Source organism: Catenulispora sp. GAS73, assembly GCF_041262085.1.
In the GTDB taxonomy this organism is placed as follows: Bacteria; Actinomycetota; Actinomycetes; order Streptomycetales; family Catenulisporaceae; genus Catenulispora.
In genome coordinates this window covers 1-12,081 of the sequence record NZ_JBGCCM010000080.1, presented here as the reverse complement: position 1 = coordinate 12,081, position 12,081 = coordinate 1, and the positions used below count along the sequence as shown (strand labels likewise).

The 12,081-nt window shown below is 71.5% G+C and carries 16 protein-coding genes; 7 read left to right on the top strand and 9 right to left on the bottom strand.

Features of this window, described 5'->3' with window-relative positions:
* Nucleotides 1–129: 129 nt before the first annotated feature.
* The gene (locus ABH935_RS50465; protein ID WP_370385168.1) at nt 130–783 is read right to left on the bottom strand and encodes an ArsR/SmtB family transcription factor; all 654 of its coding nucleotides are present in this window, start codon (nt 781–783) and stop codon (nt 130–132) included.
* A 94-nt stretch (nt 784–877) separates the two neighbouring features.
* Here ABH935_RS50465 and ABH935_RS50460 point away from each other — a divergent pair, with 94 nt between their 5' ends.
* The gene (locus ABH935_RS50460) at nt 878–1,843 is read left to right on the top strand and encodes an NAD-dependent epimerase/dehydratase family protein (RefSeq protein WP_370385167.1); all 966 of its coding nucleotides are present in this window, start codon (nt 878–880) and stop codon (nt 1,841–1,843) included.
* A gap of 52 nt (nt 1,844–1,895) precedes the next feature.
* Here ABH935_RS50460 and ABH935_RS50455 read toward each other — a convergent pair whose 3' ends face one another.
* A complete protein-coding gene (locus ABH935_RS50455; protein WP_370385166.1) occupies nt 1,896–2,384 on the bottom strand; it encodes a GNAT family N-acetyltransferase in 489 nt (162 codons plus the stop codon).
* Between the two features lie 182 nt (nt 2,385–2,566).
* Between ABH935_RS50455 and ABH935_RS50450 the strand changes: the two genes are divergently transcribed.
* The gene (locus ABH935_RS50450; RefSeq protein WP_370385165.1) at nt 2,567–2,689 is read left to right on the top strand and encodes a hypothetical protein; all 123 of its coding nucleotides are present in this window, start codon (nt 2,567–2,569) and stop codon (nt 2,687–2,689) included.
* A gap of 74 nt (nt 2,690–2,763) precedes the next feature.
* On the opposite strand, the gene ABH935_RS50445 is transcribed toward ABH935_RS50450, so the two are convergent.
* The 6 genes from ABH935_RS50445 to ABH935_RS50420 all read right to left on the bottom strand — a co-directional run bounded on the left by ABH935_RS50445 (nt 2,764) and on the right by ABH935_RS50420 (nt 6,851).
* Nucleotides 2,764–3,369, bottom strand: coding sequence for a hypothetical protein (locus tag ABH935_RS50445; protein WP_370385164.1), 606 nt, complete (start codon nt 3,367–3,369; stop codon nt 2,764–2,766).
* Between the two features lie 99 nt (nt 3,370–3,468).
* Nucleotides 3,469–4,152, bottom strand: coding sequence for an SDR family NAD(P)-dependent oxidoreductase (locus ABH935_RS50440; RefSeq protein WP_370385163.1), 684 nt, complete (start codon nt 4,150–4,152; stop codon nt 3,469–3,471).
* A 10-nt stretch (nt 4,153–4,162) separates the two neighbouring features.
* Entirely contained in the window at nt 4,163–4,957 is a 795-nt protein-coding gene (locus ABH935_RS50435) for a putative protein N(5)-glutamine methyltransferase (protein WP_370385162.1), read from the bottom strand.
* Nucleotides 4,958–4,967: 10 nt separating this feature from the next.
* Nucleotides 4,968–5,972, bottom strand: a complete 1,005-nt coding sequence (locus ABH935_RS50430) for a tyrosine-type recombinase/integrase (RefSeq protein ID WP_370385161.1) — start codon at nt 5,970–5,972, stop codon at nt 4,968–4,970.
* Nucleotides 5,973–5,980: 8 nt separating this feature from the next.
* Entirely contained in the window at nt 5,981–6,391 is a 411-nt protein-coding gene (locus ABH935_RS50425) for a DUF1992 domain-containing protein (protein WP_370385160.1), read from the bottom strand.
* A 28-nt stretch (nt 6,392–6,419) separates the two neighbouring features.
* Nucleotides 6,420–6,851 (bottom strand): MarR family winged helix-turn-helix transcriptional regulator, encoded by a 432-nt coding sequence (locus tag ABH935_RS50420; protein ID WP_370385159.1) that lies wholly within the window; start codon nt 6,849–6,851, stop codon nt 6,420–6,422.
* A 63-nt stretch (nt 6,852–6,914) separates the two neighbouring features.
* Here ABH935_RS50420 and ABH935_RS50415 point away from each other — a divergent pair, with 63 nt between their 5' ends.
* Entirely contained in the window at nt 6,915–7,082 is a 168-nt protein-coding gene (locus ABH935_RS50415; RefSeq protein WP_370385158.1) for a hypothetical protein, read from the top strand.
* Between the two features lie 103 nt (nt 7,083–7,185).
* A complete protein-coding gene (locus ABH935_RS50410; RefSeq protein ID WP_370385157.1) occupies nt 7,186–8,403 on the top strand; it encodes a trans-acting enoyl reductase family protein in 1,218 nt (405 codons plus the stop codon).
* Between the two features lie 339 nt (nt 8,404–8,742).
* Here ABH935_RS50410 and ABH935_RS50405 read toward each other — a convergent pair whose 3' ends face one another.
* Nucleotides 8,743–9,282, bottom strand: coding sequence for a YbhB/YbcL family Raf kinase inhibitor-like protein (locus tag ABH935_RS50405; protein WP_370385156.1), 540 nt, complete (start codon nt 9,280–9,282; stop codon nt 8,743–8,745).
* 81 nt (nt 9,283–9,363) lie between these two features.
* Between ABH935_RS50405 and ABH935_RS50400 the strand changes: the two genes are divergently transcribed.
* The 3 genes from ABH935_RS50400 to ABH935_RS50390 all read left to right on the top strand — a co-directional run bounded on the left by ABH935_RS50400 (nt 9,364) and on the right by ABH935_RS50390 (nt 11,850).
* Nucleotides 9,364–10,047: a maleylpyruvate isomerase N-terminal domain-containing protein gene (locus ABH935_RS50400; protein ID WP_370385155.1), complete on the top strand. Its 684-nt coding sequence runs from the start codon at nt 9,364–9,366 to the stop codon at nt 10,045–10,047.
* A 122-nt stretch (nt 10,048–10,169) separates the two neighbouring features.
* Nucleotides 10,170–10,982, top strand: a complete 813-nt coding sequence (locus ABH935_RS50395) for an acyl-CoA thioesterase (protein WP_370385169.1) — start codon at nt 10,170–10,172, stop codon at nt 10,980–10,982.
* A gap of 178 nt (nt 10,983–11,160) precedes the next feature.
* Nucleotides 11,161–11,850 carry a lysophospholipid acyltransferase family protein gene (locus ABH935_RS50390; RefSeq protein WP_370385154.1) on the top strand — a complete coding sequence of 230 codons (690 nt, stop codon included), beginning with the start codon at nt 11,161–11,163 and terminating at the stop codon, nt 11,848–11,850.
* Nucleotides 11,851–12,081 lie beyond the last annotated feature (231 nt).

Below are 12,081 nucleotides of genomic sequence, written 5' to 3'. Positions count from 1 at the left end.
TGGCGCCGGTGTTGGCGCCGGTGTTGGCGCCGGTGTTGGCGCCGGTGTTGGCGCCGGTGTTGGCGCCGGTGTTGGCGCCGGTGTTGGCGCCGGTGAGTGATTGTGTCTCAGTGTCCTGGTCGGCGCTGGTCATGCTCGGCCGCCGATGCCGTTCGCCTCCGCATCAGCATCCTGCGCCTCCGGCAGCACAAACCGCACCAACCGCACCCGCCGACTCCCCGCAGGCCGCTCCCCGGCCTCCCGATTCACATACGGTGCGAGCACCGTCTCGATCCCGTCGATGATCGCCGCCAACTCCGCTGCGTCCACGTCGACCCCCGTGTCCGAGACCCCAGCGACCCGGCTCCACAGCGCGTCCAGCTCCGGCTCGGCCTCGGTCAGCCAGCGGGCGACCTTGCCCTGCGCGTGCGCCATCATCTCCCGCACCAGGGTGCGGGCCGCGCTGTGGCCCTCGGCGTTGTCGGCGTCGGCGGGCACGTCGAAGCGGAACCCGGGCACCGCTGCCTCCCAGCGGCGGGTGCGGCCGTCGGGGTGCGGTGCGCCGTCGCGGACCAGGCCGAAGCCGGCCAGGTGCCGCAGGTGCCAGCTCGCCGCCGAGGGGCTGATGCCGGCGCGCGGGGCCAGCTCTGTCGCGCTGGCCGGGCCCTCGCGGCGCAGGATGTCCATGATCGTCAGACGTGCCGGGTGCGCCAGCGCCCGCATCATGCGCGGATCGGTGACGATCAGGTCGCCGAATCGGCCGCGTTCCGCCTGTCCTGCGCGCTCTTCGCGCTCCCCCACCATGATGCGAAAGTATTGCTTCACATCTTCGGGCGTCAACCATCGGCCGGGCGAAAATCAGATCGCGCTTCGCGAACGCGCCAGTAAGCTCGCCGGAATGCGCATTCTGATGTTAGGCGGTACCGGCTTCGTCGGACGCGCCGTGGTCGAGGACGCCCTCGCCCACGGCCACGAAGTGACCATCTTCAGCCGCGGACGCTCCGGCGCCGCCTTGTTCCCGCAGGTCCCGCGCCTGGTCGGCGACCGGGACACCGACAATTACTCGGCCTTGGCGAACGGCAGCTGGGACGCGGTCGTGGACTCGTCCGGCTACGTCCCCCGCCAGGTGAACAACGCCATGGACGCCCTCGGCGACCGCGTCGGCCGCTACGTGTTCGTCTCCAGCCACGCCGTCTACCCGCGCCGGGGCGTCGCGCCCGGGTCGACCGAGGACACGCCGCGCCGCGAGCCGGTGCGCGACACCGAGGAGCTGTTCGAGGAGACGTACGGCCCGCTGAAGGTGGCGTGTGAGGACGACATCCAGGCGCGCTTCGGCGAGCACGCGAGCATCGTGCGCCTCGGCAAGGCCGCCGGCCCGCACGATCCGCAGAACGGCCTGACCTACTACGTGCGCCGAGCCACCCGCGGCGGACGCCTCGCCCTGCCGGGCCGCCCAGAGCAGCCGGTCCAGCTCATCGACGTGCGCGACTCGGCCCGCCTGATGGTGCGCCTGATCGAGGACGACCGCGGCGGCGCCTTCAACGCGATCGGCCCGGCCACGCCGATCACGCTGGCCGACCTGATCCGCACCTGCGCGCGGGTCGCCGGGACGGAGGTGGAGATCGTGCCGGTGCCGGAGCAGGACGCGCAGGGCACGTTCTTCCCGCTGATCCGCGACCGGGAGGAGTGGAACGTCATGCAGCGGGATCCGGCGCGCGCCGTCGCGGCCGGGATGCCGCAGACGCTGTTCGAGACCACGGTCGCCGACGTGCTGGCGTGGGATCGCGAGCGCGGGACGCCCGCGCTGCCGTTCGGGTTCACCGAGGAGGAAGAGGCGAAGGCGCTGGCCGAGGCCGGGCAGTAGGTTCGTTTTCTTCCCAGTACAAATTCTTCCCAGTACAAACGACACAAACAGGTCAGAGTTCGAGCACGTAGCCGAGCAGGCTCCCGTCCCCCTCGATCCCGTCGGGCCGGAAGCCGCACTTCTCCAGCACGCGCCGCGAGGCGGCGTTGTGCCCGGCGACGTAGGCGTGGACCGGCCGGACGGTCATCTCCCCCAGGAACAGCGCCAGCGCGGTGGTCGCGACGCCGCGGCCCCAGTGGTCGCGGCCGAACCAGTAGCCGAGCTGGCGCTGGTCCCACTGGACCCAGGACGTGAGGGAACCGGCCACCTCCCCGTCGACCACGACCGTGCGCGCCAGGATCGCCGGATCGGCGAGGACGGCGCGCCACAGCGCGTCGTGATCCCGCCGCGCGACCGGCGTCGCCGCCGCCATCCGGGCCGCGAGCGGATCCCGCTGGTACTCGAAGAACAACGGCACGTCGGCCACCCCGACCGGACGCAGCCGGATGTTGGCGTACGCGCCATCCGCAGGTAAGCCCCCACTGGCCTGGGCACCACTCACCGCTCGACCTTTCGCCCGGTTTCCCACCCTCGTTCCCCTCAGCGTCGCACGAACTTCATGGAGACCGGTATCCCAAGGTCCGCAACCCATTTTTGCCTTCAATCGATTGGACTCCAGCCGCCCCAACCCTTATAATCGAAGGTATACAGCCGATGCGATCGCAAGGATCCAAGGAGTCAACGATGAACTTCGCCTCGACCTACGAACTGGCCGCCGCCCACGCCCGCCTGGCCGATCTCCACAAGCAGGCCGCCGAGGCCCGCCTCGTGCGCCTCGCCAAGAAGGGCCGCCGCAAGACGGTCTGAGCCCGGACACCAACGACATCCAATGGGGCCGCCCGATGCGGGCGGCCCCATTGGCGTGTTCGGCCCCGAAACTACTAACTGGCCGCCCCCACCGCGCGAGAGATACCGGCGATCCCCCGCGGCGGCGCGAACAGCAGGTGATACGGCCGGGCGCCGGGGAAGTCGGCCATCGCGACGTAGTCCGGGGCGGTGCGTGCCGCCGCTGCCAGCAGGCGGTCGCGCGCCTGCTCGGCGGTGAGCGGGGTAATGCCGGTCGCGGCGTAGAGGCCGGCGCGGATCGTGTCGATGTCCGGTTCGGACGCTCGCAGGTTCTCCTCCGTGGTCTCCAGTGGGAAGCCGTGGCCGGCCTCGTGCCAGAAGCCCAGCGTGATGAAGATGGCCAGCGCCTCGGCGAGGTCTTCGGCGATCAGCGTGCCGCAGCCCTGGCCGTCCGCGTAGAGCACTGGCCGGCGTGCCTCCTGCGGGCCGCCGACCAGGAAGTACGCACCGCCGGTGCCGTCGGCGGCGATCGGGACCAGGGGCAGGCCGGTCGGGATCACGAGGCCTTCGGCCGGGGCGCGGCGGGTGACGTCGAAGTCGGCGACCAGGTCCAGGGTGCGGGCGACCTCCGGCCGAGCTTCGAGCAGCCGTAGCAGGCGCTCGCCCGGGTCGGCAGCCGGGTCCGTGTCCGAGATCGGCATCAGTGGACCCTCCTTGGCCTGCGACGACGCTGTCGGCTCGAACGTACCCGAGCCGCACGCGCCGCCGAGGCGGCATTTATGCCCTCGCCGGGAACAGCCCTACCAGGCGATGGCCTTCCCGTCCCGGAAGAACCCGCCGGTCGGCCCGCCGTCCGGCAGCGTCGCGGCCCACACGATCCCTGCGGCGCCCTCGCTCACCGGCCGCCCGCCCGGGCCGCCCATGTCGGTGGCGACCCACCCCGGGCAGACCGCGTTGACCAGGAACCCCTCGCCGCGCAGATCGGCGGCGAGCATTCGGGTCAGGGCGTTGAGCGCGGCCTTGGTGACGCTGTAAGCAGGGGTCGAACCGCTGGTCATCTCGGTCAGCGACCCGGCGCCGCTGGAGACGTTCACGATCCGCTGATGGCTGCCGGCCCGCAGCAGCGGCAGCAGCCCCTGCACCAGCTGCCAGGGCCCGAACACGTTCGTCTCGGCAGCCTCGCGCACCACCGCCAGGTCGGCGCCGAGAGCGTGCTGCCACGTGTCGTAGTGGATGGCGGCGTTGTTGACCAGCACGTCCAGGTGCCCGAACCGCCCCTGAAGCTCCCCGGCGGCAGCCGCGATGTCGGCGGTGCTGGTGACGTCCAGCCGCAGCGGATACGCATGCTCTCCGAGCGCGGCGGCGGTGTCCCGAGCGGCACCGTCCTGCCGGGCGGCGATGACGACGGTGTGGCCGGCGGCGAGCAGCTGGCGCGCGGTCTCGCGGCCGAGGCCCCGGTTGGCACCGGTGACGAGGGCGATCATGAGGTGCGCCTCAGCTCCCTGACTCCGGCTGTCGCCCGATGACCACCGTCGCCTCCAACTCCTGATCCTGCGCTATCCACGCCTTCAGCCCGGCCTCCCCGAACGCGTCCAGCATCGGCTCGGCCTGCGCCTCACTGGTCTCGATCAGCAGGTGCCCGCGCGGCGCGAGCCACGCCGGAGCCTCGGCCACGACCCGCCGGTGCACCGCCAGCCCGTCGGCCCCGCCGTCCAGACTCTCCAGCGGCTCGAAAGCCCGCGCCTCGGCCGGCAGCGTGGCGATCGCCCCGGTCGGCACATACGGCGCGTTCACCACCAGCAGGTCCACGCTCCCCCGCAGCCGCTCGGGCAGCGCCTGGAACAGGTCGCCCTCGTGAACCCGGGACCGCCCGGCGAACGGCCCGAGGTTGCGCCGCGCGTACTCCAGCTGCCCCGCGTCGATGTCGGCGGCGTGCACCTCGGCGCGCGGCAGCCGCGTCGCCAGCACGGTCGCGAACGGCGCCGAGCCGCAGCACAGGTCCACGATCGCGCGCGCCTCGCGCCCCAGGTCCAGGGCGAGCTCGACCAGGAACTCCGAGCGCCGCCGCGGCACGAACACGCCCGGTCCGACCGCGATCCGCCGCCCGCAGAACTCGGCCCACCCCACGACATGCTCCAACGGCTCGCCGGCGCAGCGCCGAGCCACCAGCGCCGCCAGCCGCGCGGAAGGCTCGACTTCGTCCTTCACGGCCTGCACCAGCAGCTCCGCCTCGTCTTCGGCGAACACGCATCCGGCGGCACGCAGCCGCTCGACGACGTCCTCAGTCATGATCACGATCTCAGTCTCGCGCAAACACCCCGGACAATGCATACGCGGGCGACTTATCAAGATGTTGACGCCCGAGGTCGTAACGCTCGGTCGTGGCCGAGTTCGCATGTCCCATATACACCTGGATGTCGCGCAAGGGAACCCCCGCGTCGAGCAAAAGAGTGGTGCAGGCGTGGCGCAGCGAGTGCGGACTGATCTTCTTGGCGATCCCGGCCGCCTGCGCACAGCTCTCGACGATCCACTCCACCTGGTACCGCGTCAGCCGCGCGCCCTCGGCCCCGACGAACACCGGCCCGGAAGCCGGAGCGACGGCGGAGTCCTCGGCACGCTCGGCCAGCCACGCGTCCAGACACCCGGCAGCCGGCGGCGCGATCGCCTGGTCCTGCTCCTCGCCGCCCTTGCGCCGCAGCCGTACGACCCGGTGCCCGCGCTGTGTGGACAGGTCCTCCACGTCGATGCCGCAGAGCTCCGAGACCCGAAGGCCCTGATACAGCAGGATTGCGACGACGGCCTCGTCCCGCACGCCACGCTTCGCCGCAGCCGCGAGCATCGCCGCCGACTCCTCACGGTCCGGGCCCAGCGTCTGCGACTTGCGCGAGACCTTGGGCAGGTGGAGCGCCTTGTCCTTGGCCGGCACCGGGTTCTTGGCGGCGTAGCCGGAGTCGACGGCGTAGGCGTAGAAGTTGCGCACGGCGCTGATCTTGCGTGCCAGGGTCGCCGGACGGGCCCGGCCGTCGTCGCCGAGGTGCACGGTCCAGGCGTCGACATGCGCGCGGACCGCGTCGAAGGGGTCGACGTCGAACAGCGCGCACCAAGCGAACCACTGCTTCAGATCGACCGCGTAGGCCGAGGCGGTGGTGGGCTTGTAGGTGAGCAGGAACAGCGTCGCGACCTGCTCGGCGTTCGGGCCGACGCCCTGCGGGCCGGCCGCTGCCAGCGCGCCGGGGACCATGGAGACGACGACGGCCGAGCTGGCGGAACCTACGGAATCCGCTGAGCCCGCCTCGAAACTCACCGAGTCGCTCACTTCGCGTCGCGCGCCTGGCGCCACGCCTCGACGGCTTCATCCGCGTCCACCCGCGGAATCACCACCGACGGCCCCGGCTGCGGCGTCCGCCGCGCGGCGTCCGAGCGCACGTCATAGTCCGCGATCGCAGCCCGCAACACGGCCTCCGACGCGGCGAGCCGATCCTCGATCAGCCCTTTGCGCAGATCCTGTGCCTCGCGCCGCAGAGCCAGCGGCAACGGCAGCGCATGCGCGCCGACGCGTTCCTGGGCGACCTTCTGCGTGATCCACCAGTCTTCGCGGTACGGCTGGTTGTCGCCGGGCAGCGGCTTGCCGACCAAAGGGTTGTCCTCGAAGGCTCCGTCCTTCTCGGCATCGCGCACATGCTTGTCGATGCCGGAGGCGAATCGCTCATGCCAGGTGCTCATACCCCATTATCGCAAAAGGGTTACGGGCTTATCCCAGGGAGGTGTCGCCGAGCCCGGCGGCCAGGGTGCGCAGCAGGTCGGCGGGGGTGTCGCGGTCGTCGCCGGGGAGCACGGCCAGCAGGCGCCGCTCGTTGGCGACGTGCAACGGCATCAGTGTGTCGATGAGTTCCAGGCTTGCGGGAGTGAGCCGGATCCGGACGCCACGACGGTCGCCAGGGTCGCGCAGCCGTTCCACCAAACCCTTGGCCTCCATACGGTCCACGCGGTTGGTGACGGCGCCGGAGGTGACCATCGCGGTCCGCAGCAGCGCCCCCGGCGACAGCTCGTACGGAGCGCCGGAACGGCGCAGGGTCGCCAGGACGTCGAACTCCCAGAACTCCAGGCCGTAGTCGGCGAAGAAGTCCTTCAGCTCCTTGTCCAGCAGCCGTGACAGACGGTTGATGCGCCCGACGATGCCCATCGGCGTGATGGCGCTGGCCGTGGGCTCGGCCGCAAGTGGGGACGGCCGGAGGGCGCGACGCCGATGGTGCCGGCCACCTGGCAGCTGGTGTTCGGCGGGCTGGTCCTGCTGCCGATGACGCTGGTCTCCGAGGGGGTGCCGGACACGCTGACGGTGCCGCAGGCCGCCGGGTTCGCCGTCGCGCTGGGGGCGCTGGTGACCGGGCAGATGCTGGTCGCGCGCAAGCGATGACCGTTCCATTTGATCCTCAACCGCGCCGCTCTGGCTGCGCGGCCGACGGCGCCCTAAGGTGGAGCGACCTAGTTACCGACTGGTAGTAAGAAAGGTGGGCCCGATGGCCGACCCCACCCCGGGCAAGCCCTTCGACCTGGTCCTGTTCGGAGCCACCGGCTTCACCGGATCCCTGGTCGCCGACTATCTCGCCGAGCACGCTCCGGCCGGCACGCGCTGGGCGCTGGCCGGGCGGTCGGCGGCGAAGCTGCAGGCGGTGCGCGACCGGCTGGCCGCGAGCCGGCCGGAGCTCAAGGGCCTGCCCCTGCTGATCGCCGACGCCGGGGACCGGGTCTCGCTGCGCGAGCTCGCCGAACGCACCCGCGTGGTGATCAGCACGGTCGGGCCCTACCTGCACTACGGCGAGCCGCTGGTCGCCGCCTGCGCCGAAGCCGGCTGCGACTATGTCGACCTGACCGGCGAACCGGAATTCGTCGACGCCATGTACCTCAAGCACCACTCCCGGGCCGTGGAGACCGGCGCGCGCCTGGTGCACTGCTGCGGCTTCGACAGCATCCCGACCGACCTCGGCGTGCTGTACACGATGCGCGAGCTCGGGCCGCAGACCGGGCCGGTGCGGGTGTCGGGGTTCATCCGGGTCAAGGGCACGTTCTCCGGCGGGACGCTGGCCTCGGCGATGGCGGCGATGTCCCGACCCAAGGCGATGGCCCGGACGGCCAAGGCCCGCCGGGCCGCCGAGCCCAAGCAGCCCGGGCGGCGCTTCGGCGTGCTGGCCGGGCCGCCGCGGCACGACGCGACCGCGCACGCCTGGATCGCGCCGCTGCCGGTGATCGACACGCAGATCGCGCTGCGCAGCGCCGCCGCGCTGCCGGAGTACGGGCCCGACTTCCGCTACGGCCACTTCGCCGCCGTGCGCCGGCTGCCGATCGCCCTGGGGGCGCTGTCCCTGGTCGCCGGGCTGGCGGTGGCCGCGCAGGTCAAACCGCTGCGGCAGGCCGTGAGCAAGGTGATCAAGCCGGGGCAGGGTCCTGACGAGGCACGGCGCGCGGCCAGCTGGTTCACGCTGCGGCTACGCGCCGAGGCCGGCGGCCGGACGCTGGTCACCGAGGTCTCCGGCGGCGACCCCGGCTACGGCGACACCGCGAAGATGCTCGCCGAGTCGGCGCTGTGCCTGGCCTTCGACGACCTGCCGGCCACCGCCGGGCAGCAGACCACGGCGACCGCGATGGGTGAGGCGCTCATCGAGCGGCTGAGCCGGGCCGGGATCACGTTCCGGACGTTGGGGGCGGCGCCGACTCGGGCTCCGGGGCGAGGGCGGTGAGGTCATTTCATATGGATGGGGATGAAACGCCCCTTATACGCATGTATACCGCGCGCTGCTGACAACTGTGGGCGCAGCGACTGTGGCCCCGACAGGTGAACGGCTGACCGGGGCACGCTCGCGCCGACCGGCAGGCGAACGGTCGGCCGAGGCGCCTTCGCGCGCCGACCGGCCACCGCCAATGTGCTGCCATGCCTGGCAGCCCACGTGCCGCCGTGCCTAGCGGTCGGGGCACCCTTGCGCCGACCGGCAGGCGAACGGTCGGCCGAGGCGCCTTCGCCCCGACCGGCCGCCGCCAATGTGCTGCCGTGCCCGGCGGCCGCCGAAGTGCCGCCGCGGCTACTCGTCGGCGCTGGCCCAGCCCTGCAGGATGCCGCGCCCCAGTTCGTGGCCGCGCATCATGAAGTGCAGGACCGCCGGGGTGGTGTCCGGGGTGACGCCGAGGTCGCGGACCGAGTCCACGTCGAGGGCGTGCACCGCGAAGTAGTAGTGGTGGCGGCCGGTGCCGGGCGGCGGGCCGAAGCCGACGTACTGGTGCATGCCGATCTCGTTGGGGACGTGGAACGCCTCCCCCGGGAGCGAGCTGTCGCCGGCGCCGGCGCCCGCGGGGAGCTCGGTGGTGTCGGCGGGGAGGTCGGCCAGGCCCCAGTGCCAGAATCCGGAGGGGATCGGGGCGTCGGGGTCGAACATCGTCACCGAGATGCTCTTGGTGCCCTCGGGGACCGGGCCCCAGGACAGCTGCGGCGAGGTCTCGCGGCCGCCGGGGACCTCGAAGATCGCCGAGCCGTGCTCGGGGGCGAGGCGCTCCCCTGGCTTGAATTCGGAGGAGCTCACCGTGAATGACGGCACCTGCTCCGAGGTGTCATAGGGCGACGACACGCGCACCACTCCCGTCCAACGACATCATCGACTATTGATGGATCTGCCACCCTCAACCCTACAGAAGGCGAGACGGCCAGCATGACCACAGCCGGAGAGCATTACCGCGTCATCCGCTCCCAGCTCACGGAGCTGGCCGGGGAGCTGAGCCCGGAGCAGGCCGGCGCGGCGGTGCCGGCGCTGCCGGGCTGGAGCGTGCGGGACGCCTACGCCCACCTGGCCGGGATCAGCGCCGACGTGCTGGCCGGGACCGCGGCCCAGCCGCACAGCGCCGAATGGACCGCCGGACATCTGGCGGCGCGCCGGGGACGCTCGCTGGCCGAGATCGTCGAGGAGTGGGGCGCCAACGGGCCCCGGATCGAGGCGTTCCTGGACGAGCCGGCCGGGCGGCCGTCGGTGATCGCCGTGATCGACCTCTTCCATCACAGCCACGACATCCGCGGCGCGCTCGGCCGGCGGGAGGCGCGCGACACGCCCGAAGCCGTGTTCGTGGCGACCCTGCTGACCAAGTTCAAGCGCAGCGGCTGGGAGCAGGCCGGGCACCCGCCGATCGAGCTGGCCACCGGCTCGGGGAGCTGGCGGTTCGGGGAGCGGGACCGCACGCCCACCGCCGCGCTGACCACCTCCGACTTCGAACTCTCCCGCATCCTGATCGGCCGCCGGTCCCGGGCCCAGATGCTGGCCGCGGGCTGGACCGGCGATCCGGAGCCGATCGTGGACCTGCTGCCGAGGTTCGGGCCGCCCGTGACCGACCTCACCGAGTAGCCACGCCGACGAGGGGCCCGCGCGGCGCCTAAACTCAATCCGCCCCTCAAATCCGCACCGCCACCGTCAGGTGAGATGGATCCGCCCCCGGGAGTCACGCCTTGGCCACCTTCGAGTCCCTCATGGACCTGCTCGAACTGGAGAGGATCGAGGACGACCTGTTCCGCGGCGCCTCGCCCGACACCGACGTGCAGCGCGTCTTCGGCGGGCAGGTGCTGGGCCAGGCCCTGTCCGCCGCCACGGCCACGGTCGAGCCGGATCGCAGCGTGCACTCGCTGCACGGGTACTTCCTGCTCCCGGGCGACCCGGCCGCGCCGATCGTGTACGAGGTCGACCGCTCGCGCACCGGGCGGTCGTTCTCGACCCGGCGGGTCGTGGCACGCCAGCACGGTCGCAACATCTTCGTCATGTCGGCCTCGTACCAGATCCCCGAGCCCGGCCTGGACCACGCCGACCCGCGCCCGGACGCCCCGGACCCGGAGGAGCTGCCGGCGATCCCGCCCAGCCCCGCCGACGACGGGGAGGACGCGCTGTGGAACATCCTGTACCGGCGCTGGACGGCGTTCGACATCCGGCGAGTGCCGGACACCGGGCCGGAGCGGCGGCAGGTGTGGCTGCGTACCTCGGCGCCGCTGCCGGACGATCCGCATCTGCATACGGCGGTGCTGGCGTACGTGTCGGATCTGACGCTGTTGTCCACGACGCTGATCCGGCACAAGCTGCTGCCGCATAAGGAGGTGCAGATCGCTTCGTTGGATCACGCGATCTGGTTTCATCGGCCGGCGCGGGCTGATCAGTGGCTGCTTTATGACCAGGCCTCGCCGTCGGCGTCGGGGGCGAGGGGGCTGGCCACCGGGCGGTTGTTCACGCGGGAGGGCATGTTGGTGGCTACGGTCGTGCAGGAGGGGTTGTTGCGGGTGCATCCGGCGACCTGAGGCGGGGGGCGGTTCGCTTGGCGCGCGGCACCCGCAAGGCGCGAACCGAACCCGAACGAACCCCCGCCCTACCCTTTCGCACACGTGCGGTCGGCATCGACCGCCCCAGCCGATCCGCTAGTCTCGACGGCGTCCCCACCGGTCCGCCGCGGCGAAGAAGAATGAGGTCAGCGCGCAGATGTCCGTGTACCAGGCGGCGAAATTCTTCGTCGAGCCCCTCGTGAAGCTCGTCTATCGGCCGCGCGTCGAGGGCCTGGAGAACATCCCCGCCAGGGGGGCCGCCATCCTGGCCGCCAACCACCTGTCGTTCTCAGACTCCTTCTTCATTCCGGTGGTGGTGCCGCGGCACGTGACGTTCATCGCCAAGGCTGAGTACTTCAACACTCGCGGGTTGAAGGGGATGTGGAATAAGTACTTCTACGCTCGCTTTGCCGGGGCGGTGCCGATTGACCGGTCCGGGACGCGGAATGCCACTACTGCGGCGCTGGAGGGTGCTGTGGCGGTGTTGGCGGCGGGGGACTTGTTCGGCATCTACCCGGAGGGCACACGCTCCCCCGACGGCAAGCTCTACCGCGGCCGCACCGGCATCGCCGAGATCGCCCTGCGCTCCGGCGCACCGATCATCCCGATCGGCATCGTCGGCACCGACCGCGTCCAGCCGCCTGGGAAGAAGATTCCGCGCCTGAGCCGCGTGACCATCCGCATCGGCGCCCCGCTGGACCTGGCCGCGGCCAAGGCGCTGGGGAAGCCGGCGCTGGTGCGGCGGGCGATTACTGATGAGGTTATTGAGGAGATTCAGAAGCTTTCGGGGCAGGAGTATCGGGCGGTTTATGCGTCTGATGTTAAGGAGGGGAAGGCGGCTGCTTGAGGGGGCGGCTTTGGTTTCCGCTTCGCCAATAAGCGACTCATTTAACACTGGCGGCCGGCGGTTTTCGTGTCCACGACCGCGCACAGGTCCGAGTCACTGCGCATGTCGTGGGCGGCAATCGTCGGGCGTGGTGGGTGCCTTGAGGCCTCCGGCGGGCGCTCTACAGCGAGGGGGCGACCCGTGCGTCCTGCTGTTTGGCGGCGGTCCGCGACTGGTCGGCTTTCTATCCGC

Coding starts and splice junctions, on each gene's coding strand:
- ABH935_RS50465 (WP_370385168.1), bottom strand. CDS start 783: ATGGTGGGGGAGCGCGAAGAGCGCGCAGGACAGGCGGAACGCGGCCGA.
- ABH935_RS50460 (WP_370385167.1), top strand. CDS start 878: ATGCGCATTCTGATGTTAGGCGGTACCGGCTTCGTCGGACGCGCCGTG.
- ABH935_RS50450 (WP_370385165.1), top strand. CDS start 2,567: ATGAACTTCGCCTCGACCTACGAACTGGCCGCCGCCCACGCCCGCCTG.
- ABH935_RS50445 (WP_370385164.1), bottom strand. CDS start 3,369: ATGCCGATCTCGGACACGGACCCGGCTGCCGACCCGGGCGAGCGCCTG.
- ABH935_RS50440 (WP_370385163.1), bottom strand. CDS start 4,152: ATGATCGCCCTCGTCACCGGTGCCAACCGGGGCCTCGGCCGCGAGACC.
- ABH935_RS50435 (WP_370385162.1), bottom strand. CDS start 4,957: ATGACTGAGGACGTCGTCGAGCGGCTGCGTGCCGCCGGATGCGTGTTC.
- ABH935_RS50425 (WP_370385160.1), bottom strand. CDS start 6,391: ATGAGCACCTGGCATGAGCGATTCGCCTCCGGCATCGACAAGCATGTG.
- ABH935_RS50420 (WP_370385159.1), bottom strand. CDS start 6,851: ATGGGCATCGTCGGGCGCATCAACCGTCTGTCACGGCTGCTGGACAAG.
- ABH935_RS50415 (WP_370385158.1), top strand. CDS start 6,915: ATGGTGCCGGCCACCTGGCAGCTGGTGTTCGGCGGGCTGGTCCTGCTG.
- ABH935_RS50410 (WP_370385157.1), top strand. CDS start 7,186: ATGGCCGACCCCACCCCGGGCAAGCCCTTCGACCTGGTCCTGTTCGGA.
- ABH935_RS50400 (WP_370385155.1), top strand. CDS start 9,364: ATGACCACAGCCGGAGAGCATTACCGCGTCATCCGCTCCCAGCTCACG.
- ABH935_RS50395 (WP_370385169.1), top strand. CDS start 10,170: ATGGACCTGCTCGAACTGGAGAGGATCGAGGACGACCTGTTCCGCGGC.
- ABH935_RS50390 (WP_370385154.1), top strand. CDS start 11,161: ATGTCCGTGTACCAGGCGGCGAAATTCTTCGTCGAGCCCCTCGTGAAG.